Here is a 22,520-nt window from a genome sequence, read left to right as displayed (position 1 = left end):
GTAGAGGCCACGGCTGCCGGAGTAGCGGGATCGGCAGGAAGGCGGGTACTCAGAATGACCGCCACCTCGGCTGCCTGTGCGTCGAGTTCGGCGTAGGTGAGGGTCAGCTCGCCGGTGGTGACTGCTGGGGCGTGCGGTGTGTGGGCCACCTGCCGGGCGAAGCCGTCGGCGACGGTGGTGAAGTCCGGTGCCCGTGTGGGGCCTTGGCCGTGGTCGGGCAGGGTGCGGCGATAGTCGGCGACCAGTTCATGCAGGGTGACGTCGGTGTCGCCGGTGAGGTGGTCGAGGGTCTGACGGAAGAGGCGGGCTGCGGCTCGGGCGCGTTCGAGGCCGATGTCGTCGCGGTACTCCCACAGGCAGTCGAAGCCGCCCTCGTGCTCCACCACCGACAGGGTGAGAGCGCATTTGGCGCCCAGCGGTTCGGGCCACAAGGGACGTATCTCGCAGCCGTCCAGGCGTAGTTGCGAGAAGTCGGTGTTCTCCAGGACGAACAGGTAGTCAAACAAAGGGGTTCGCTCGCGGAAGGCACGGTCCGCGAGGATGTCGGCGAGGGCGACCTCCTGGTCCAACAGCACGGTGCGCATGGCATCGGAGTGGGCCGTGAGCTGGGCATCAAGTGCGCGGTGCGGCTCCATCGGCAGATCCAGGAGCACGGTGTTGGCGAACATGCCGACCGTGTCGGCGAATTCGGGCCGGGGCCGGTTCGCCACCGGTGTGGCGATCAGCGGACGGTCCTGCCCGGTCACGCCGTACAGGCTCGCGGCGAACGCGGACACCAGTAACTGGAAGCGTGTCAGGCCGAGTTGCGCGGCGCGGCGGTCCAGTGCGCCGCGGCGGACGAGGTCGAGCGAGGTGCGCAGCAGGCGGGCCCGTGGGGCGTCGGGGGCCGGCAGTGCGGGTGACGGTTCGCCGTCGCGGCCGTAGTGGGAGCGCAGTCGCGTGCGGCGGTCCTTGTAGGCGGGGCTCGTGTGCCAGGTCCGCTGCCAGTGGGCGAAGTCGAGGGGTGTGTAGGCCGAGCCGTCGGCGGTGCAGGCGTCGGTGAGGTCACGGAGGAGGAGGTTGAGCGACCAGCCGTCCACGGCGATGTGGTGCAGGTGCAGCAGGAGCAGTCCGCCGTCGGGCCGTTCCGTCCAGGCCGCTCGCAGCATCCGGGCGTCCGTGAGGTCGAAGCGGTGGTCGAAGAAGCGGTCGGCGGTGTCCTGCCAGTCCTCCCCGGGGCGGGCTTCGAGCTGGTGCCACGGGTCGTAGGGAGCGTCGGTCTGCTGGAGCAGTCCGTCGGGGGTGGGGACCAGCCGGGTGCGCAGGGCCACGTGCCGTTCCACCAGCGTGCGCATGGCGCGGTACAGGGCGGCCGTGTCGACGCGGCCCTGGACGAGGAAGGCCAACGGCACGTCGTAGGAACGGTCTTCGGGCTCGCGTTGGTGCTGGAGCCAGAGGCGCTCCTGCTCGCTGGTGGCCTGTGCGGTCTGTTCGCCGGCGGGAGCGGGCACGGGTGGGTGTTCTCCCGCGGCCGGCTCCGGGGTGTGGACGGCGTCCGCGAGGGCGGCGAAGTCGGCCCGCAGGACGAGGTCGTGCGGCAGGTCGACGGCGAAGCGGTTGAGGATCTCGAAGCGGAAGCGCAACGCCTTCAACGAGTCGCCGCCGCTGGCCGCCCAACTGTCGCCGGGTCGAAGGCCGTTGACGGCGAGGATGTCCTCGGCGATTTCGAGCACTCGCCGTTGCTCGGCGCTGACGGGTGCGTCGTCGTCCGGCGTGCCACGCCACGGGGTGAGAGCGCCTCGCAGCAGCGCTGCCTGGTCGACCTTGCCATTGGCGTTTCGCGGCAACTCGGCGACCAGGTAGGTGTGGTGGGGGCGCATGTAAGAGGGCAGGGCGGCGGCGAGGTGGCGGTCGTAGGCGTCGTAGGAGAGGTCGTTGCCCAGGACGAGGAAGGCGAGGAGTTCGCTGCGGTCCGCTTCGTCGCGGCGGGTGCACACGTAGGCCTGACGGACGGCGGAGTGGGTCAGGACCTGTCGCTCCACCTCGCCGGGTTCGATGCGGAAGCCGCGCACCTTGACCTGCCGGTCGGCCCGGCCGACGTAGGTGATGCGGCCTTCGGGGTCCTGGCGCACGAGGTCTCCGGTGCGGTACCAACGCCGTTGTCCGTCAGCCTCGTTCGTCAGTCGTACGAAGCTGTGGCTGGTCTGCTCCGAGAGGTTGCGGTAGCCGCGGGCCAACGCCGGGCCGGAGAGGAGGAGTTCGGCCACCTCACCCGGTTCGGCGGTGCGGTTGTCCTCGGTGCGCAGCAGTGCGCCGGTGCCGGGCAGTGGGGTGCCGATGGGGATCGTGTCGCCGTCGAAGTCGCGTGGGATGGGGTGGCACAGGGCGAAGGTCGTCGCTTCCGTCGGCCCGTACACGTTGTGCAGGACGGTGCGGGCGGCGGAGTTGGTCTCGTACCAGCGGCGGATGATCGGTGCGTTGAGCTGCTCGCCGCCGACGAGTACCTGCTCGGCGGCGGCGAAGCAGTCGGGCACCTGCTCGACGACCGCGTTGAACAAGGCCGTCGTGATGAACACCGTGTCGACGCGGCGCTCGGCGAGCACGCCGGCGAGTCGCTGCGGGCTGTGCACCTGGGAGTCGTCGAGTACGACGCAGACGCCCCCGGTCAGCAACGGGACCCACACCTCGAAGCTCAGCGCGTCGAAGGCGGGGTTGGCCAGGCAGGCGAAGCGCGCGCCGGGTCGTAGGTCCAGGTAGCCGGGCCGGGCCAGTCGCAGGACGCCTTCGTCGGTGACCTCGACGCCTTTGGGGTGTCCCGTGCTGCCGGAGGTGTAGAAGACGAAGCCCGTGGCGGGGTCGCCGGGGTGCTCCGCGGACACGACGGGCAGGCCGGAGGAGTCGTCACTCAGCAGCAGGCGGACGTCCAACGCCGGGAGATCTGCGGGCAGTTGGGGACCGCCGTCATGGACAACGGCGACGGCGCCCGAGTCGTCGACGATGTGCCGTTGGCGGTCCGGCGGGCTGAGTCGGTCGAGGGGCACGACGGTGGCTCCGGCGCGGCGGATGCCGAGCATGACGCAGACCAGTTGCCAGGAGCGGGGCAGGCACACGGCGACCGCGTCGCCGGGGCGCACTCCGGCGGCGCGCAGCCGCACGGCGACCCGGCCACTCAGCTGTTCGAGTTCCGCGTAGGCAACGACTTGGCTGCCGTCCTCGACAGCCGTCGCCGAGGGTGTTCGGCGGGCTTGGGCAAGGACGGTCTCGGCGAGGGAGGCGGAGCGCGCGGGGGCCACGTCGGCCGGGGTCGAGGTCAGTGCCGGGGGCGCGGTCGGGGTCGGGGTCGGGGTGACGCTGCGAGCGGGGCGGAGGTCCATCACGCCTCCCGTATCGGCAGTGCCAACTCGGCGGCGTGCTGGGCAAGTTCCGCGGCGAGCAGGGTGCCGACCTGGGCCGCTCCGACGCCCTCCAGGATCTCCCAGTGGTCGCACTCCATCGGCTCGACGCGGTAGTCGCCCGCCGCCCGGCGCCGCCAGAAGTCACGGACCTCGGCGTGGAAGGGGGTGTCGGTGCCGTCCGGCACGGCCTGGGCGAGGACCAGGCGCGTCGGGGAAGCGGCCGGGAGGTGTTCGCGGGCGGTGAGCCGGTTGTGGTTGTAGAGGTGGAAGTAGCGCTCGACCTGGGCGTCGTCGATGCCGGGGTACATCCCGTTGAACCTCACGAGTTTGTCGCGGAACTCGGCCTCGTCGACGGCGCCGATCTCCGCGCGGGCGGACACGTCGTCGGTGGCCTGGGTGTCGAGGAGGACGACACTGACCGCTCGGTGTCCGGCGCGGGCCAGGAGCCGTCCCATCTCGTGGGCGACGAGGCCGCCGTAGGACAGGCCGGTCAGGACGAGTGGTGCGTCGCCGAGTGGTTCCAGGAGGCGCAGGTACGCCTCGGCCATGGCCTCCACGGTGGGCAGGAGGTCCTCGTCGGGGTTCACTCCCGGGGACTGGATGCCGTACAGCCCGATGGTCTCGGGCAGGAGTGCGGCCAGGGGGAGGTAGCAGAAGGCGGTGCCGCCGGCGGGGTGGACGCAGACCACGCGCGGGCCGGTGCCGGGGCGGAACTCGATGAGGCTGCCGGGGGCGCGGGCGGTGCCGTCCTCGCGCAGCAGCGCGGCGAGCGCTTCGATGGTGGGGCGCGTCATCACCTCGCCCACCGGGAGACGGCGGCCGAATGTCTCGGTGACGGCGTGGGCCATCTTGATGGCCGACAGTGAAGTGCCGCCGATCTCGAAAAAGTTGTCGCTGACGCCGATGTCGGGGTGGAGCAGGATGCGCTGCCATATGCGGTAAAGGCCGTGTTCGATGTGGTCGCGCGGGCTGGCCGTGTTGACCTGGTTCGAGGTCGACTCCTGGGCCAGGCACAGCAGTTGGGGCCGGTCGAGTTTGCCGCTGCGGTTGAGCGGCAGGGCGTCGAGGTCGAGGAAGACGGCGGGGATCATGTAGTCGGGCAGCCGGCGGGCGAGGGCCGTGCGCCAGTCGTGGGTGGTGCGGGCCGGTGTCGTGCCGCGACCGATGCCGGCGACGAGGCGGGGCTGACCGGCCGCGTCGTGGTCGACGAGGACGGCGGCCTCGCGGACGCCGGGCAGGGCCATGAGCGCCGCCTCGACCTCGGCGGGTTCGATCCGGAAGCCGCGGAGTTTGACCTGGTCGTCGGCGCGGCCGAGGTAGTGGGCCTGACCGTCCGCGGAACGCCGGGCGAGGTCGCCGGTGCGGTAGATCCGCTCACCGGGCACGAACGGGTCGGGCAGGAAGCGCTCCTTGGTGAGGTCGGGGCGGCCCAGATAACCGCGGGCCAGCGACGCTCCACCGAGGTACACCTCCCCCACCACTCCGGGCGGGACGGGTTCCATACGGCCGTCGAGCACATACACACGGGTGTGGGGCAGCGGTCGGCCGATGGGGCACGGACGCTCCAGCGGGCGGGGGTCGTAGTAGGCGGTGCTGTAGAGGGTCGCCTCGGTGGGGCCGTAGCCGAAGCAGATCCGCAGGCCCGGCAGGTGCTCTGCCATACGGTGCAGCGCGGCCTCGGTGAGGGACTCGACTCCCGTCAGCAGCTTGCGCAATGGCAGCCCGCGCAGCCGTACGGCGGGGTCCTCGTCGATCCACTTGACGTAGGCGGGCGGCAAGAACGCCTGGGTCACCGCGTGTTCGCGCATCCACGCCAGCAGTGCCTCGGGGTCGCCGCGCAACTCCTCGGGGACGATGTGCAGTTCGCCGCCGGTGGTCAGGGGCAGCAGCAGTTCGTGGATCGAGGCGTCGAAGCCGATGCTGGACCAGGCCGAGCCGACCTCGCCGGGGGCGGTGCCCATGCAGGTGTGCCAGGTGGCTAAGAGGTTGAGGACGCTGCGGTGCTCCACCGCGACGCCCTTGGGTCGTCCCGTGGACCCGGAGGTGAAGATCACGTAGGCCAGCCGGTCCGGCGTATGGCCGATGTCGGTGGGCGGTCCCTGCCGGGTCGCGCCCTCGGCTTCTCCTTCTGCCTCTACTGTCCTCAAGTCGAGCCATTCCGGGGCACGTTCCGCGCTGTCGTGGTCGCTCAGTACGACAGGGCAGGCCGCGTCCTCGGTCATGCTCGCGAGGCGTTCGAAGGGCTGGCCCGGGTCGAGCGGGAGGTAGGCGGCGCCCGCCTTGAGGATGCCCAGGATGCCGACGGCCAGGTCGCAGGACCGCGTCGCGTGGAGGCCCACCACGTCGCCGGGGCGGACGGACCGGGCGACGAGGGCGTGCGCGAGGTGGTTGGCGCGGCGGTCCAGTGTCGCGTAGTCCAGTGAGCGGTCCCGGTCGACGACGGCGGTCTGCGCGGGGCATTCACGGACCTGGGTCTCGAAGAGTTCGACGAGCCCGGACGCCGCGTGCGCAGCGGACCCGGGGATCTCCGGCTGCGTGGCATCTCCGTCGAGCAGCACCCGTCGGCGCTCCTCCGGCTGCATCAACTCCAGGGCGCGGATGTCCCGTTCGGGGTGGCGGGACATGTCGGTGAGCAGGTGCCGCAGATGGCCTGCCCAGCGTTCGGCGGTGGCGTGGTCGAGGAGGGCCGTCGCGTAGTCGAGGTGCCCGGTGACGCGGCCGTCGGACTCGGTCGCCGAGACGGCGAGGTCGAACTTGGCCGAGGCGTGGGCGATCGGCAGCGGCTGCGCGTTGACTCCGGGCAGGTGCAGCAGATCCCGCCGTTCGGGCACCCAGGCCAGCATGGTCTGGAACAGCGGGGTGCGGGAGGCGCTGCGCGGCGGGTTGACCAGTTCGACGATGCGCTCGAAGGGCAGGTCCTGGTGGGCGAGTGCCCCGCGTACGACGGCGCGGGTGCGGGTGAGGGCCTCGGACACGGTGAGGGAGCCGGACAGATCGATACGCAACGGCAGGGAGTTGACGAGGAACCCGATGAGACCCGCCGCTCCCGGGCCGCGCCGGTTGGCGAACGGGCTGCCGACAACGATGTCTTCCTGCCCGGAAAGACGCGACAGCAGGATCGCCCAGCCGGCCAGCACGGCCACGAAGGGGGTGGCACCGTGCCGTCTGGCCAGGCTGCGGAGCTCGGCCGTGACCTCGGCGTCGAGGCTGAACTCGGCCCGCCCGCCCTCGTATTGCTGTTCCGTCGGCCGTGGACGATCGGTGGGCAGGTCCAGCACCGGCGGCGCGTCGTGCAGCGCGCCCCGCCAGTAGTTCTCCTGAGTACCGAGGTCTGCTGCGCGCTGGGCGTGCACATGGTCCGCGTACTGCACCGCGAGCGGCGGCAGGGGGTTCGGCGCATCGGCCGCGAACGCCTCGTAGAGTTGGCCGAGTTCGTCCATCATGACGTTCATCGAGACGCCGTCGTAGATGCTGTGATGGAACGTCAGCAGGAGTACGTGGCGCTCGGGTGCCAGGGTGAGAAGGCGGCCTCGTCCGAGCGGGCCGGCTTCGAGGTCGAACGGCCGTTGCGCCTCGTCGAGTTGGCGGGCGGCCACGCGCGCTTCGGGTTCGGCGGCGGTGGTGAGGTCCTCGAAGGTCAGGGCGAACCCGGCGCCCGGCGGGTCGATGTGCTGACGCACGTCCCCTTCCGTGGCCACCAGCCGTGTGCGCAGCGTCTCATGACGGTCCGTCAACGTGTCGAAGGCGCGTGACAGTAAGTCGCTGTCGAGCGGGCCCGCCAGGGAGAAGGCGATCGTCTCGTTGTACGCGGCGTTCGCACCCGGCAGTTGGGCCAGGAACCACAGTCGCTGCTGGGCGAAGGAGGCGGGTCGGATGCACGGCACCAGCTCGGCGCCGTCCGTGACCGTGTCGATGGACGCGCCTGGACTGGGGACAGGGTGGGGGGTGTGGTGCACCGGCAGTACCTGGCCTTCCCATCGGTGTGGGGCGGGGTGACATCGGGCGCGACAAGCCGGGGTCACCGGACTGCCGACGGCCCGGAAAAGGGGCGCTCGCCGTCGAGTGGGCGTCATGGGGGGACGGAGCGCGGGGGCCTGGGGCCGGGACGCGCGGGGGCACTGTCACCGCGGAACTCTCACCGGGGACGAGGCACACATCAGATCGTCGATGGAAAGGTCTGGTCCACGCGCCGGTACGCCCGAAAGCGGCCTGGTGATTCGATAATTCGACGCCCGAAATAACTCGACAATTACCTGGTCACATCGTTTTGCTGCTCACTCGGATTTCCCTTCCAGAACTCCGTGACACAGTCGTAATCATCAATCACAGGCTCAGGACATGTCAATACTCGACATTCCGCAGCACTTCGCAGAAGGCCCACATCGAAAAAGAGTCCCACGAAACTCGCATATAGGAAGAAGGGTTCCACAACGCCACACGTTTTCCCCCGGAGTGCGGCGAAACGCCGTCACGGGCAAAGAAGGTCCCATATTCCGGCTGGCCGGACCCGATTAAAGGTTTCCGGTTTACGCTCTCGTCCGCTCTTCCTCCTGCGGTACCGCGTATCCAGGCACGGAAGGCCATCTCACTGTCAGCACCACGGACTCGTCCTCCGCGACCCACGAGTGGTCCACTCCCTGGCCCCAGACGACATAGTCGCCTTGTTCTTCCAGCAGCACGCTACGACCGGGGAACTCCAGACGGAAGCGACCGGTGATGAGGACCAGAAGAGCGGTACGCACTTCGCCCTCCACCCACCGCGCCCGCTGTTCGCCTCGCGCGTGAACGCCCCATTTGACCTCCAGAGCATCGCTGTGACGAGGATCGCCGTGCTCCTTGAAATGCCCGAGCAGCCATCCCCGGTCCAGTGCCGCGTCCTTGCCCGCATTGCCCACGTACACGCCGTCTTCCATGCGCCGGAACGCTAGCAGTCGACCTGGGCGGGACGGACGCTACGCCGGCTCGCCGAGGTCCTGTGCGATCCAGCCCGGCGCGTCCAGACGTACGGGCCGAGCACCGACCAGCACCGCCAAGTGCGCCTCAAGGCCCGCGAGTTCGGCGGAGCCGATCTGCTGCTCCCACTGGTCGCGCAACTCGTCGAAGATCGCTTCACCCTGCCGCAACAGCTCGAAACCGAGCGCGGTGACGTGAAGGCGTTTGCGGCGGGCGTCGAGGGGGTCCGCATCGCGTGCCACGTATCCGCGCTCCTGGAGCACGGCGATGGTCTTCGCCGCCGCCTGCTTGGAGACCGACAACCGCCGGCCCAGTTCCGAAGCGTTGTCGGCGCCGGCGGCAATGGCCCGCAGGGCGAAGTCGTGGACGGGGCGCACGTCCTCGTGGCCCCGGCGGGCCAGTTCGGCGGTCGCGGCGTCCACCATCGAGCGGAAGCCTCCGAGCAGGAGCAGCGCGAGATCAGCGCCGGATCGTGACATGGCAGAAGCCTACGGCCACACCCCTGGACAACGACAACCTTGTTGTCTAACGTCAGGACGACATGGACAACATGGTTGTCGATCTGAGGAGAAATGATGGACGTCACGCCTACGGGCTCCACGCTTCCGGGGATCACGCACCACCGCGTCGAAGTCAACGGAACCGACCTCCACTACGTGGCCGCGGGAACCACCGGCTCCCCGATCCTGCTGGTCCACGGGTTTCCCGAGACCTGGTGGGCCTTCCACAAGCTCATCCCGCTGCTCGCCGAGCACCACCGTGTCTTCGCCGTCGATCTGCGCGGCTTCGGCGACTCGGGCAACGGGCCGGGCGCGTACGACAGCGCCACCTCGGCCGAGGACCTGCACCTTCTGATCGAACATCTCGGCGTGGGCCCGGTCCATCTCACCGGACAGGACGTCAGCGGAGGGACCGTGTTCCGACTCGCGACAACGCACCCGCAGGACGTGCTCAGCCTCATCGCGATCGAGACGGGACTGCCCGGGTTCGGCGTCGAGGCGCTGGCCGACATCACCCACGGTGGCGCCTGGTACATCGGCGTTCTCACCACGCCCGGCATTCCCGAGATGCTGCTGGCCGGTCGCGAGCGCGAGTTCCTGGGCCAGTTCGCGTTCTCGGCATCGAGCGCGACCCCGGATGCGAGCACCGACGCCGACATCGACGAATTCGTCCGCAGCTACGGGCGTCCCGACGGTTGGCGAGGAGCGATCGGCCTCTACCGGTCGATGCTGAGCGAGGGCTCAGAGATCAAGGCTCTCGCCGACGCGCCGGGCCTGACCGTACCCGTGCTCGCGGTCGGCGCCGGCGGAGGCTCCTTCACGGCCACCACCATGACGCGGGCCGGCGCGGCGACCGAGGTCAGCTCGGTGTCACTCGACGGGATCGGCCACTACGTCGCGATGGAGGCTCCCGACGAGCTGGCGAAGGCAGTTCTCGAATTCACCGGAAACGTCGACGCGGGCTGACGGTTGTAGGTGACCGGCAGGAACGATCACACCAACGCGGGCACGGGCCCGGGAACTTGGACGCCCATCCCGCCGGTCCCGCTCACCGGAGGGCGTCGAGCAGCAGGCTCGCGGCCACCGCCGCTCCGTCGGTGCGGAGCTTGGCGCCCAGCGCCCTTGCCCGCGCCTGGGTCTCGGGTGCGAAGGCCGTCTTGAAGGCGACGCTCAGCGACTCGGCGGTCGACGTCGGACCGTCCAGTGCCACGCCGATGTCCAGGTCGGCGACCCGGCCGGCCCAATAGGGGTTGTCCGCCAGTTGGAGAGGTACCACCACTTGCGGGGTGCCCGCCCGGGCGGCCGTGAGCGTCGTACCCGCTCCGCCGTGGTGCACCACGGCGGCCACCTTGCCGAACAGCCGCTGGTGATTGGCCTCGCCGATGGCGAAGCAGTCGTCCCGGCCGTCGACCACATCCAGGTCCGCCCAGCCTCGGGAGACGAGTACGCGGTGCCCCTGTGCGCGGATCGCCTCGACTGCCCTGCGGACGATGTCCGGCGACGGGCTCATGCTCCCGAAGCCCACGTAGACCGGCGGCGCGCCCGCCTCCAGGAACGCCAACAGGTCGGCCGGGAGCGGGCGTTCGTCCGGCAGGGTCCACGCACCCGTCTGTGTCACGTCGAGGCCCGGGGTCTCCCGCCACGGTCCCAGAACCGGGTCCGCCGCCAGCCACGGCCGGTCGGTGAACACATGGTCGCGCACGTTGTCCACCGGTGGCAGACCGATCGCTGCCCGCCGACTGTTGAGTGGGTCGGCGAATTGGACGTTCACGTTGTGGGCGTCCAGCTCCCACAATGTCCGGTTGTCGGTCGCCTCCGGCTCCGGCCAGCCCGGCCGCGGTGGTGGCGCGTGGTGCGGCGACGGCAGGTTGACCGCCGAATAGCTCGTGTACACGTAGCGGATGCCCGCGGCCTCGGCCACGGACCGCGCGGCGATCTGCGCCAGGCCGGCCGCCACCAGCGCGTCACATCCCTCGACCGCCGCGGGGAAGATGTCGAACTGCGCGTCGACCATCTCGGTCCGGTACCGGGACAGATCCGCCGCCGACGGCAGAGTCGTCCCGCGCATCAACTCCCGCACCGGCGGCCCGATCGGCACCAGTTGCACCCCGAGACCTGCCAGCCGCTCCGCGAACTCCTCGTCCGGCGGGGCGCACATCCGCACGTCCACGCCGAGCGCCCGTAGCCGCACCGCGAGTGCCACCAGCGGCTCGACATCGCCACGCGTCCCGTATGTGGACAACAGCACCCGCATTCAGCGTCCTCTTTCGCTCTGTCTTCCCATACGTCTCGGCCTGTGCCCGCCAGGCTTCAAGCGGTCCTCGTCGAAGGTGAGTTGATGGCGATGCGACGGTCGTGGCGGGTGCGCGGCAGCAGCATACGTCGCGTGGTGGTGATCGCGGCAGTGGTCGCCGAACAGCAAGGTGTCGGGGCCGGGCGCGTCCTGCCCTCGTCCAGGCACACGGGCAAGTGCGGGCTGTCGTAACAGAGTTGGGGGAATTCGACACCGGACGGGTATCTGTCCTGGAGCGCCGTGCGGTGGTTGGTCCACCAACCGGCGAGGCACGCAAGGTTCCGGATCGTCAACACAACATGAGAGCCACTCCATGCATAGTTCGTCCGTGCCTGTCCCCGACGTCTCGGTCATCCTGCCCTGCGCCGGCTTCGGTACGCGGTTCGGGGCGCCCTACTCCAAGGAACTGCACTGTCTGGCTCCCGGGGTCACCGTGCTGGACCGCAGCCTGGAGGCCGTTGTCGAACTGGCCAAAAGCGGGCTCAACGTGCGCCTGGTCGTCGTGTTCGGGACGCACAAGCTGGACACGGTGAGTTATCTCGCGCGCTACGCCGAGACCTTTCACATGGTCTTCGTCTATCAGGACCAGTCGTTCGAACCGGATCTCGCCGGCGCGATCCGGTCCGCCTTGCCGATGACGCGAGGACCGGTCGCTCTCGTCCTGCCCGACATCGTTGTCTCCGGCGCGGGCAGTGCGGGCAGTCTTCTCGCCGCACTGCGACAGACAGAGGTGGCGGGTTGGAGCGTGGTGGCCGCCGAGGAGCGTGATCCGGACACGCTGCGGCAGATGGGCGCGCTGGCCCTGGTCGAGGGCAGCGGCGTCACGACCGTCCGGACGGCCACCGACAAGCCGGAGGATCCTTCGGGCTTCAACGCGTTCTGGGGCATGGTGGCAGTCGCCGAGGAGGAGGCGCACCGGCTGCCCGACGTGGTGCGCAAAGGGGCGGACAGCCCACTGTCCGGTGCGGTCGCCCTCACCGTGGAGCGAATCGTCAACTACAACACCACCACGGGCTGACTCCCCAACCGCCAAAGTCCCGGCCCCAGTTGGTGAACCTCCCCGTATCCCCGCCCGTAGCCAGTGCAGTGCCCGCGGCGATCCCGCGGGCCCTCCCATCGTCGACGGACAGGAACGGATGGACTCAATGATGAGATCTAGGACCGCGACGCGACTCCCGCTCGACCGTCCCGCCCGCTCGCTCACCGGACGCGGGCGCGCGCTGGGTGTGGCGCTGGCCCTCGGCGCGTTGCTGGCGTCGGGCGCGACAATGACCCTCGCCGCTCCGGCAGTTGCCGCGACGGGTGACGTCAAGTGCCCGTCCACGGACTGCGCGCGGATCGCCCCGGCGGCCGGCTCCCCGGTCGCCATCGCCCCCGACAACGCCGGCGCGGTGTATCTGGCCTACTCGGGAGGCGACCTGCTCAAGCTCGACCTGGCCACCGGAGCGCTCACCACGGTCACCACCGGTCTGGGCAATCTCCGTGGAGTGGCCGTCGCCGACGGCAACGCGTACATCACCGCCTTCGACGGCACGCTTCAGCAGGTCACCCTCGCCACGGGCAGTCGCCGTACCCTGGCCTCCGGCCTGCCCTCGCTCTTCGGTGTAGCCCGCTTTGGCACCACGACCTATGTCACCGACGGCAATGGGGAGATCGTCTCCGTCCCGGACGGCGGGACAGCGCGCGTGGTGGCCACGGGTCTGGGCTTCTCCTACGGCCTCGCGTTCGACAAGGCGGGACTCGCCTACACCGCGGACATGGGCCAGGGCCGCATTCTGCAGACGAACGTGGCCACGGGTACGACGCGGGTGCTGGCCAGTGAGGCCTACGAACCCACGTCGATCTCCGTCGGCGGCGACGGCCTCGTCTACTTCCAGGTCGGCGACGAGGTGAAGCGGGTGAACGCCGCCACCGGGGTGCAGTCCCACGTCACCAACATCGTCGGGGTCAACGCCTTCAGCTTCTCGCTGGCGGCGTCCGGGGACGCGTACACCGCCAGCGACGGTCTGTGGCGGATCAACGGGCTGACGTCGCGATGAGGCGGTAGGCACCGCGCCCGGTGGTCCGAAACACCGGAGCACCGGAGCACCGGAGCACCGGAGCACCGGAACAGTGATCACGGAACGGTGCCCGGCGGGTTTCCTCCCGCCCGGGCACCTTTCCCGTTACTCGTACCGGTACTTCAGCGAGTCCGCCTCCGTCTGCTCGATGTCGGCGATCGTCAGCTCCGGCATCCGGAGTTGGGCCAGCGTCACCTCGGCCGAGGCAGGCTGCGCGTCCGCCGGCAGCCACTGCTCCGGCTTCCACGCGCCGCTGCGCAGCAGCGACTTGGGGCAGTGCGGGTAGACCTCCTCGATCCCCACCACCAGCGCGCTGGCGGGCGGCTTGCCGACAGCGGTCAGCTGCGACAACAGCTCCGGGCGGGTGGAGACGCAGGCCCGGCCGTTCACCCTGAGTGTCGTGGTGCGCCCCGGGATGACGAACAGCAGCCCGGCCCGACCGGTGGCGATGACGTTGTGCAGGGTGTCCAGCCGCTTGTTGCCGGTCGCGTCCGGTATCGCCACCGTCCGTGCGTCCAGGACGGCGACGAACCCGGCGGGGCCGCCGCGCGGGGAGACGTCACAGTTGCCCTCGGCGTCCGCGCTGGCGACGAGGACCAGCGATGCGCAACCGATCAACCGCCGCGTCTGCTCGGTGAGTTCGCTCATCTGCTTCCGCACGGCCGCGTCGCTGGGGCGTTCGTAGACCCGGCGCAGCGCCTCCTGGTCGGACACGGCGTCGAGGCGCAGCGAGTCGAAGGCACTGCCGGCAAGGGATGTCGTCATACCTACGACCCTAACGAGCCGAGGCGCGATCGACCTTGACCGGTGGCGGTGGAGACAGACAGACCGCCGTGCGCGCCGAGGGCATCGCGGAACGGTGCCAGTCCTCTCCCCGGGTCTGCGTCACGTACGCCACCGCCGAAGGTCGCCACGCGCACCCACCCCACCGGTACCCCGGCCACAGTGAGCCCGGCAGCGAGACCCACCTCACGATCCCCGCCCCAGTCTCCGACCGCCCCGCCAAACGACCCACCCGGCCCAAACCCGGCACCGAGCCGACGCGCATCCACACCACGGCCGGCCGAACCCGCAAGCCGCCCGCCCGCCCGCCCCAACATCAACCCCGGGTCAGCCCGTCACCGGCCTCTCATTCCCCCGCCCGAATCACCCGCTCATCCGGAATCACCGCGACGCCGAGGATCTCGATCATCGCCTCCGGCTGCCACAGCGCGGTCGTGCCGATGCCGGCCATCGCCGGGTAGACCGGGCCCGCGAGCTCACGCCAGGCCTTTCCGATCTCCTTGCCGTGTGCCTGGTAGTCGGGGATGTCGGTGAGGTAGAGCGTCAGGCTCACCAAGTCCTCGGGGATCCCGCCGGCCGCCCGCAGCGTGGTGAGCACGTTGCCGAACGCCTGCCGGAACTGCTCGACGATGCCACCGGGGACGATCCGCATGTCCGCGTCCAGGGCCGTCTGCCCACCCAGATACAGCGTGTTGCCGCTCAGCGTGCCGTGCGAATAGCCGCTCGGTGCGGGGAGCGAGGGCGGGTTCACCGGGATCGGAGTCATGACGGGTTCCTCCTCGGACGGATCGGACGCGCTGGTGCAGCCACCCTAACTCATCTATTGACTGTTTTCGACGGTCGTGAAAATCTCGCTATAACGCACGCAGCCCGGTCACCCACTCCGACCGCCGCCACCCCCGAGGAGAACGCCCATGAAGCTCGCCACCGTGGCCCACGGCGGCCGCACCACGGCCGCCGTTCTCGACGGCGACCACTGGCGGGCACTCCCGGCCGACGACCTCTCCGCGCTGCTGACGACCACCGAACCCGACCGTGTCGCGGGCCTCGCCGGGGCCGAACTGCCGGGCGCCACCCCGGTGTTGCCGCTCCCGTCCCCGCGCAAGGTCGTCTGCTGCGGCCTGAACTACGGCGACCACATCACCGAGATGGGCCGCGAGCTGCCGACGCACCCCACGCTCTTCGCCAAGTACGCCGACACGCTGACCGGCCCCGAGGACGACCTGGCCCTCCCGCCCGGCCTCGACGTGGACTGGGAGGCGGAGCTCGCGGTCGTCGTCGGGGCGGAACTCAGCCGCGCGGACCGGCACACGGCCGGACGGGCCATCGCCGGATACACCGTCGCCAACGACATCAGCGTGCGGGACTGGCAGAAGCGCACGCTGCAGTGGTTCCAGGGCAAGGCGTGGGACCGCACCACCCCGCTGGGACCGGTGGTCGTCACACCCGACGCACTCGACCCGGTCGCGGGTGTCGAGGTGATCTGCCGGGTGAACGGCGTCGAGCGGCAGCGCGGCAACACGCGCACGCTGGTGTTCGACGCCGCCGATCTGCTCGCCTACATCTCCACCTTCACGGTGCTGCGTCCCGGCGACATCGTGCTCACCGGCACCCCCGGCGGCGTGGGGTCCGGCATGACGCCGCCGGTCCATCTCGCCGACGGCGATCTCGTCGAGACCGAGATCCCGGGCATCGGCACCCTGCGCAACCGTCTCCGTCTCACCGACTCCAGGAGCTGATCATGGAACCCGATTTCTCCGAGTACGTCCTAGAGGGCGACAACTCGTCGTACGCGAACGAGTCCGGCCTGGTCGTACCGGTCGTGACCCGTGCCGGTCTGGAGTTCGGTGCCACCGGCCAGTCCGCCGGCGCGAGCCGGATCTCCGGCGTCTCCGTCCAGCACACGCCGGCCACGAAGCTGTGGTTCGGGAAGGTGAGCAACGAGTCGGGCTACCGCTCGGTCCCCCACCACCACGGCGAGGCCGAGACCGGCGGCTACGTCCTCTCGGGCCGAGCCCGGATCTATTTCGGCGAGCGCTTCGAGGACTATCTCGACCTCTCGGAGGGCGACTGGGTCTTCGTCCCGCCGTTCATGCCGCACGTCGAGTGCAACCTCGACCGCAACAACCCGCTGACCTGGATGACGACCCGTACCCCGGAGAACATCGTGGTCAACCTGGACGAGGTGGCCGACGCCGACCTGCGCGACTGGCTGGACCGGCCGTGAACGACACCCAGAGCACCGGCGCCGACTCCCGAGCCACCCGCGCCGACGTCCGCTCCGGCCCGACCTCGGCGGTCTTCACCGACGCGATCGCGCTCACCCCCGTCGAGCCCGAGCACTTCGACCTCGCCTTCACCGCGACCACCCAGCCGTGCCCGTGGCCGAAGGCGTACGGCGGCGACATGGTGGCCCAGGCCACGGCCGCCGCGATGCGCTCGGTCGAGGGCAAGACGCTGCACTCGATGCACTCCTACTTCCTGCGGCCGGTCGACATCGGCGCCGAGGTCCGCTACGAGGTGGAGCTGCTGCGCGACGGCCGCGGCTACGCCACCCGCCAGGTCCGCGGCTTCCAGAACGGCAAGCCCGTCTACACCTGCCTCGCCAACTTCGCCGCGGGCGAGCCGGGCGCCACCTTCGCCGCCGAACCCCCTGCCGGCGTCCCGGATCCCACCGAACTGCCCAGCTCCGCCTCGTACTTGCGCGACACCGCCGCGCCCCGGGGCACGATGACGGACACCTCCGAGGAGTACTGGAGCGGCGGCCGCAGCTTCGACATGCGGCACATTCCCGGACCCGTCTACCTCACGGTCGAGGGCGAGCGCGTGCCCCAACAGGCCTTGTGGGTAAGGCCGTTCGACGCCTTGCGTCCCGTCGACGGTCTGACCGACGAGCAGCGCGACCTCGCCGCGCTCGCCTACGTCTGCGACTACACGATCCTCGAACCCGTCCTGCGCGTACTGGACTTGCCGTGGGCCAAGCCCGGACTCGTCACGGCCAGCCTCGACCACGCGATGTGGTTCCACCGGCCCGGCCCCATGGACGAGTGGCTCCTCTACGTCCAAGAAGCCGTCGCCGCCGACGCCGGTCGCGGCCTCGCCGTCGGCCGGTTCTTCACCACCACCGGTACCCACCTGGCCACCGTCGTCCAGGAAGGCCTGATCCGCAGCTCCTGATCCCTGCACGGCCCGCCCCCGGCCTGCGGAAAGGAACCTCCCGATGGACCCGCTGGACCAGATGGACCTCTCGCCCTCCGCCTATCCGGACACGTTCGCCCGCGACCACCTCCCGCCACGCGCCCAGTGGCCGGTCCTGGAGTTCACCACCGACGAACTCCGGTACCCCGAGCGCCTCAACGCCGGCACCGAACTCATCGACGTACCCACCGCCCGCTTCGGCCCCGACCGCCCGGCCCTGCGCACCCCGGAGGGCGAGGTGTGGACCTACAGCGAGCTGCTGCGCCGCGCCAACCAGATCGCCCACGTCCTCACCGACGACCTCGGCCTGGTCCCCGGCAACCGGGTCCTCCTGCGCGCCCCCAACAACCCCTGGATCGTGGCGTGTTGGCTGGGCGTCCTCAAGGCCGGCGGCATCGTCGTCACCACCATGGCGGCCCTGCGCGCCCGCGAACTCACCCCCGTCGTCGAGAAGACCCGCCCGACCGTCGCCCTGGTCGACCACCGCTTCACCGCGGACGTCGAGGCCGTACGCGACTCCGTCCTGCCGGACCTCACGATCGTGGCGTACGGCGGCGACGCGCCCGACGACCTGACGCGCCAAGTGGCGGCGAAACCGGCCGAGTTCACCGCGGTCGACACCGCCGCCGACGACGTCACCCTCTTCGGCCCCACCTCGGGCAGCACCGGCGTACCGAAGATCACGACCCACTTCCACCGCGACATCCTGTCGATCGACAACACCTTCGGCCGGCACACACTGCGCCTACGGCCGGACGATCTGGTGTCGTGCACCGCGCCGCTCGCGTTCACCTTCGGGCTCGGCATCCTGGTCGTCTGCGCCCTGCGGGCCGGTGCGTGCGCGCTGCTGACGGAGGCCGTGGCGCCGGAGCCACTGGCCGAGCTGGTCGCCGAAGCGGGGGTCACCGTGCTGGCGACCGCGCCGACGGCGTACCGGCAGATCCTCAAGGCCGGCAAGGCGGACCGCCTGCACGGTCTGCGCGCCGCGGTCAGCGCCGGGGAGCACATACCGGAAGAGGTGTGGCAGCAGCTCCACGAGGAGACCGGGATCAAGGTCATCGACGGCATCGGCGCCACCGAGATGATCCACATCTTCATCTCCGCCGCCGGCGACGACATCCGCCCCGGCTCGACCGGCAGGCCCGTCCCCGGATACCGCGCCACCGTCCTCGACCTGGACGGCGAGGAGGTCGGCCCCGGTGTCGAGGGGCGGCTGGCCGTGATCGGCCCGGTCGGCTGCCGCTATCTCGACGACCGGCGCCAGGAGAACTACGTCGTGAACGGCTGGAACGTCACCGGCGACACCTTCGTCCGCGACGAGGACGGCTACTTCTACTACCGCACCCGCACGGACAACATGATCGTCTCCTCCGGGTACAACATCGGCGGCCCCGAGGTCGAGTCCGCGATCAACACCCACCCGGACGTCGTCGAATCGGCCGTGGTCGCCAAGCCCGACCCCGAACGCGGCTCCGTCGTCTGCGCGTTCGTCGTCCTGGCCGAGGGAGTCGTCGGCGACGACGCCAAGGTCAAGGACATCCAGGACCACGTCAAGGCGCACCTGGCGCCGTACAAGTACCCCCGCGCGGTGCGTTTTTGCGACGCGCTGCCCCGCAACACCAGCGGAAAGCTTCAGCACTTCCTGCTGCGTCAGATCGTCGAGAAGGAGAACCAGGCATGAGGATCGCGATCGTGGGCGGCGGGCCTGGTGGGCTGTACCTCGCCGCGCTGATGAAGCAGCTCGACCCCACCCATGAGATCACCGTGTGGGAGCGCAACGCACCCGACGACACCTTCGGCTTCGGCGTGGTCTTCTCCGACGAGACCCTCGGCGGCATCGAGAACGCGGACACCGTCGTCCACGACGCGATGGAGAGCCGGTTCGCCCGCTGGACCGACATCGACATCGAGTTCGACGGCCACCCCTTCACGGTCGGCGGCCAGGGCTTCGCGGCGATGGCCCGCAAGGACCTGTTGCACATCCTCCAGGAACGGGCCGCCGAACTCGGCGTCACCGTGCACTACCGAACCCTCGCCCCGGAAGTGGACGAACTGCGCGGCTCCTACGACCTCGTGGTCGCGGCGGACGGCATCAACTCGGCCGTGCGCACCAAGTACGCGGACGCCTTCGCCCCCTCCCTCGATCAGCGCACGAACAAGTACATGTGGCTGGGCACCGACCGGGTCTTCGAGGCGTTCCAATTCCTCGTCAAGCAGACCGAGTTCGGGACCATGCAGATCCACGGCTACCCCTTCTCGGACTCCGGTTCGACGTTCATCGTCGAGATGGCGGAGGACGTGTGGCGCAAGGCCGGCTTCGACGCGACGGAGGGTACGCAGTTCCCGCCCGGGATCAGCGACGAGGAGTCGGTGGCCCGGATCCGCGAGATCTTCGCCGGTGAACTCGCCGGACACGCGCTCCTGACGAACAACTCCCGTTGGCTGAACTTCACGACGGTCCGCAACGAGCGCTGGCACCACCACAACGTGGTCCTGCTCGGCGACGCGGCCCACACCGCGCACTTCTCGATCGGCTCCGGCACCAAGCTGGCCATGGAGGACGCCCTCGCGCTCGCCGCGTGTCTGCACGAACACCCCACCGTGGACGAGGCGTTGACGGCGTACGAGACCGAGCGCCGCCCCGTGGTGGAGTCCACCCAGCGCGCCGCCCAGGCCTCGCTCGAGTGGTTCGAGAACATCGGCCGCTACGCCGACCAGGACCCCGCGCAGTTCTGCTTCAACCTGCTCACGCGTTCCCGCCGGATCACCTTCGACAACCTCAAGGACCGCGACCCCGGCTTCGCCGACCTGATCCAACGCGGCTTCGCCGAAGCCCAGGGCCTCACCGAGTCGGTCCCGGCGATGTTCCAGCCGTTCTCCATCGGCGGCCTGGAGTTGAAGAACCGGATCGTGGTCTCGCCGATGGACATGTACTCCGCCGTCGACGGAGTGCCGGACGACTTCCACGTCGTCCACCTCGGCTCCAAGGCGCTAGGCGGAGCCGGCCTGGTGATGACCGAGATGGTCTGCGTCTCCCCCGAGGCCCGCATCACCCCGGGCTGCACGGGCCTGTGGAACGACACGCAGCGCGACGCGTGGATCCGGGTCACCGACTTCGTCCACGGGCGCAGCACGGCGAAGATCGGTCTCCAGCTGGGGCATTCGGGCCGCAAGGGCTCAACTCGGCTCATGTGGGAGGGCATTGACGAGCCTCTCACCGAGGGCAACTGGGAGGTCGTGGGCCCGTCCCCGCTGCCCTACGGCACGGGCTGCCACACACCGCGCGAGATGACGCGGGCCGACATGGACGCGGTCGTGGCCGACTTCGTGTCCGCCGCCCGCCGAGGCGCCGAAGCAGGCTTCGACCTCCTCGAAGTACACGCGGCCCACGGCTACTTGCTCTCCTCTTTCCTCTCCCCCGTCGCCAACCACCGCACCGACGAGTACGGCGGCGACCTGACGAACAGGCTGCGCTTCCCGCTGGAGGTCTTCGACGCCGTACGGTCCGCCTTCCCCGCCGACCGCCCGGTGACGGTGCGCATCTCCGCCACCGACTGGATCCCGGACGGCAACACCGAGCACGACGCGGTCGAGATCGCGCGGGCGTTCGTCGCGCACGGCGCCGCGGCCGTAGACGTGTCGTCGGGGCAGGTCACCAAGGACGAGAAGCCGGCGTACGGGCGCTCGTACCAGACGCCGTTCGCCGACCGTATCCGGCACGAGGTCGCCGCTCCGGCAGGGGCGGCCGTGATCGCCGTAGGAGCGATCTCGTCCTACGACGACGTCAACTCGATCCTGCTCGCCGGGCGGGCCGACCTGTGCGCGCTCGGCCGCACCCACCTCTACAACCCGCAGTGGACTCTTCAGGCAGCCGCCGAGCAGGAGTACCGCGGCCCGGGTGCCGACTGGCCGACGCAGTTCGCGGCGGGCCGCCGCAAGCCCCCCACGTCGCGCACCGACGCGGTCCGCCCGCGTCTCGCGCTGCTGCGGGAGACTCCGCGGGACGCCGTGCACCTGCGGTGGACGCCGGGCGGGGCAGCGGAATGAGCGTCCCGTACGGCGTCCATCGTGCCCGCGTGGAGTGGATCGACACCGACGCGGCCGGGATCTACCACAACACCACCGTCGTCCGGTTCGCCGAGGCGGCGGAGGCTGAACTGATGCGCAGGTACGACATCCCGGGCTACTTCCCGGTGGCACCGAGGGTGCGGTACGAGGTGGAGTTCGAGGCGTCGATCCGGTTCGGCGAGGAGGTCGAGACGCGGGTCGAGCTGATCCGCCTCGGCCGGTCCTCGATGACCTTCGGTTTCGAGGTGTGGCGGAGCACGGAGGACGGCAAGCCGGACCGGCGTGCCGCCCGGGGCAGCTATGTCACCGTGCACGTCCCCGACAAGGAGACCGGGGGCAGCGCGCCGTGGCCGGCCGCCTGGCGCGCGGCGCTGGACGCGGCGGGCGCCGCAGGCCGGGCGGAGCCGGACGGCGCCAGTGCGCACTAAAATAATCCGATCATGACGGCAAGCGATCTCGTTGACGACAGCCCGGGCCAGCCCGCACCGCCGCGATCCCTGATCGTGACGGTGTACGGCCTCTACGCGCGCGAGGTCGGCGGCTGGATCAGTGTGAGCACCCTGATCCGTCTGCTCGCCGAACTCGACGTCGACGCCCAGGCGGTCCGCTCGTCGATCTCCCGGCTGAAGCGCCGCGAGATTCTGGTGGCCGAGCGCCGGGAAGGCCGTGCGGGCTACGCGCTCTCGCCGTACGCCCGGTCCGTCCTGGAGACCGGTGACCGCCGTATCTTCGAACGCCACGCCGCCACCGACGACGGCTGGGTCATCGCCGTCTTCTCGGTGCCGGAGAGCGAGCGTCAGCACCGGCACCAACTCCGGTCACGGCTGGCGTGGTTGGGCTTCGGCACGGTGTCGTCGGGGGTGTGGATCGCCCCGGCCCACGCCCTCGACGACACCCGCGACCACCTGCTGCGACACGGCCTGGACCAGTACGTCGACCTGTTCCGCGCCGACTACGTGGCCTTCGGCGACCCTGCCGAACAGGTGGGCCACTGGTGGGACTTGGACGCGCTCCAGAAGCTCTACGACGATTTCGTCGCCGAGTTCACGCCGATGGCCGGGCGTTGGGCCGGGACCGGCGAGGTGTCCGACCGGGCCGCGTTCATCGACTACGTCCATGTCCTCACCGCCTGGCGCCGGTTGCCCTATCTCGACCCGGGGCTGCCCGGCACCCTCCTCCCCGCCACGTGGTCCGGCGCGACGGCGGCGGATCTCTTCGCCACCCTCCGGCAGGCCCTGGCGGACCCGGCGCACGGGTTCGCCCGGGGCCTGCTGGCCGAATCCCCTTGATC

The 22,520-nt window shown here is 70.2% G+C and carries 16 protein-coding genes and 1 pseudogene; 10 read left to right on the top strand and 7 right to left on the bottom strand.

Features of this window, described 5'->3' with window-relative positions:
• Positions 1 to 302: 302 nt before the first annotated feature.
• The 4 genes and pseudogenes from OO70_RS56775 to OO70_RS02645 all read right to left on the bottom strand — a co-directional run.
• Positions 303 to 3,353: pseudogene (locus OO70_RS56775) on the bottom strand (amino acid adenylation domain-containing protein); the annotation flags it as partial.
• On the bottom strand, positions 3,353 to 7,330 hold the full coding sequence (locus OO70_RS02655; RefSeq protein ID WP_407702731.1) for a non-ribosomal peptide synthetase: 3,978 nt from the start codon (positions 7,328 to 7,330) through the stop codon (positions 3,353 to 3,355). The pseudogene OO70_RS56775 and the gene OO70_RS02655, both read right to left, overlap by 1 nt.
• A 570-nt stretch (positions 7,331 to 7,900) precedes the next feature.
• Positions 7,901 to 8,287 carry a cupin domain-containing protein gene (locus OO70_RS52005; protein ID WP_078651203.1) on the bottom strand — a complete coding sequence of 129 codons (387 nt, stop codon included), beginning with the start codon at positions 8,285 to 8,287 and terminating at the stop codon, positions 7,901 to 7,903.
• Positions 8,288 to 8,326: 39 nt separating this feature from the next.
• The gene (locus OO70_RS02645) at positions 8,327 to 8,806 is read right to left on the bottom strand and encodes a MarR family winged helix-turn-helix transcriptional regulator (protein WP_043663068.1); all 480 of its coding nucleotides are present in this window, start codon (positions 8,804 to 8,806) and stop codon (positions 8,327 to 8,329) included.
• Between the two features lie 96 nt (positions 8,807 to 8,902).
• Here OO70_RS02645 and OO70_RS02640 point away from each other — a divergent pair, with 96 nt between their 5' ends.
• Entirely contained in the window at positions 8,903 to 9,793 is an 891-nt protein-coding gene (locus tag OO70_RS02640) for an alpha/beta fold hydrolase (RefSeq protein WP_043663065.1), read from the top strand.
• Between the two features lie 82 nt (positions 9,794 to 9,875).
• Here the strand turns inward: OO70_RS02640 and OO70_RS02635 are convergent, their stop codons facing one another.
• The gene (locus OO70_RS02635) at positions 9,876 to 11,081 is read right to left on the bottom strand and encodes a glycosyltransferase (RefSeq protein WP_043663062.1); all 1,206 of its coding nucleotides are present in this window, start codon (positions 11,079 to 11,081) and stop codon (positions 9,876 to 9,878) included.
• Positions 11,082 to 11,448: 367 nt separating this feature from the next.
• Between OO70_RS02635 and OO70_RS02630 the strand changes: the two genes are divergently transcribed.
• Both OO70_RS02630 and OO70_RS02625 read left to right on the top strand, forming a co-directional pair.
• Positions 11,449 to 12,138, top strand: coding sequence for a glycosyltransferase family protein (locus tag OO70_RS02630; RefSeq protein WP_106971596.1), 690 nt, complete (start codon positions 11,449 to 11,451; stop codon positions 12,136 to 12,138).
• Between the two features lie 130 nt (positions 12,139 to 12,268).
• Entirely contained in the window at positions 12,269 to 13,159 is an 891-nt protein-coding gene (locus OO70_RS02625) for an NHL repeat-containing protein (protein WP_234336670.1), read from the top strand.
• Positions 13,160 to 13,285: 126 nt separating this feature from the next.
• Here OO70_RS02625 and OO70_RS02620 read toward each other — a convergent pair whose 3' ends face one another.
• Together OO70_RS02620 and OO70_RS02615 are read right to left on the bottom strand one after the other, a co-directional pair.
• Entirely contained in the window at positions 13,286 to 13,945 is a 660-nt protein-coding gene (locus OO70_RS02620; RefSeq protein WP_043663057.1) for an MSMEG_1061 family FMN-dependent PPOX-type flavoprotein, read from the bottom strand.
• Between the two features lie 364 nt (positions 13,946 to 14,309).
• Positions 14,310 to 14,729, bottom strand: coding sequence for a RidA family protein (locus OO70_RS02615; RefSeq protein ID WP_043663054.1), 420 nt, complete (start codon positions 14,727 to 14,729; stop codon positions 14,310 to 14,312).
• A gap of 148 nt (positions 14,730 to 14,877) precedes the next feature.
• Between OO70_RS02615 and OO70_RS02610 the strand changes: the two genes are divergently transcribed.
• From OO70_RS02610 to OO70_RS02580, 7 genes are read left to right on the top strand one after another with little or no spacing between them, the layout of a single operon-like run.
• Entirely contained in the window at positions 14,878 to 15,702 is an 825-nt protein-coding gene (locus OO70_RS02610; protein ID WP_043663052.1) for a fumarylacetoacetate hydrolase family protein, read from the top strand.
• 2 nt (positions 15,703 to 15,704) lie between these two features.
• Entirely contained in the window at positions 15,705 to 16,190 is a 486-nt protein-coding gene (locus OO70_RS02605) for a cupin domain-containing protein (protein WP_043663049.1), read from the top strand.
• Positions 16,187 to 17,140, top strand: a complete 954-nt coding sequence (locus OO70_RS02600) for an acyl-CoA thioesterase (RefSeq protein WP_043663046.1) — start codon at positions 16,187 to 16,189, stop codon at positions 17,138 to 17,140. Before OO70_RS02605 ends, OO70_RS02600 begins: the two co-directional genes overlap by 4 nt.
• A 43-nt stretch (positions 17,141 to 17,183) precedes the next feature.
• Positions 17,184 to 18,842: an AMP-binding protein gene (locus OO70_RS02595; RefSeq protein ID WP_043663042.1), complete on the top strand. Its 1,659-nt coding sequence runs from the start codon at positions 17,184 to 17,186 to the stop codon at positions 18,840 to 18,842.
• A complete protein-coding gene (locus tag OO70_RS02590; RefSeq protein WP_043663039.1) occupies positions 18,839 to 21,208 on the top strand; it encodes a bifunctional salicylyl-CoA 5-hydroxylase/oxidoreductase in 2,370 nt (789 codons plus the stop codon). Before OO70_RS02595 ends, OO70_RS02590 begins: the two co-directional genes overlap by 4 nt.
• Positions 21,209 to 21,237: 29 nt before the next feature.
• Entirely contained in the window at positions 21,238 to 21,657 is a 420-nt protein-coding gene (locus OO70_RS02585; RefSeq protein ID WP_234336669.1) for an acyl-CoA thioesterase, read from the top strand.
• Between the two features lie 12 nt (positions 21,658 to 21,669).
• On the top strand, positions 21,670 to 22,518 hold the full coding sequence (locus OO70_RS02580; RefSeq protein ID WP_043663036.1) for a PaaX family transcriptional regulator: 849 nt from the start codon (positions 21,670 to 21,672) through the stop codon (positions 22,516 to 22,518).
• Positions 22,519 to 22,520 lie beyond the last annotated feature (2 nt).

This window comes from Streptomyces xylophagus (assembly GCF_000716435.1).
Taxonomy (GTDB): domain Bacteria; phylum Actinomycetota; class Actinomycetes; order Streptomycetales; family Streptomycetaceae; genus Streptomyces; species Streptomyces xylophagus.
Note: the sequence above shows the minus strand (reverse complement) of the source record. Positions and strands in the feature narration are given on the sequence as shown.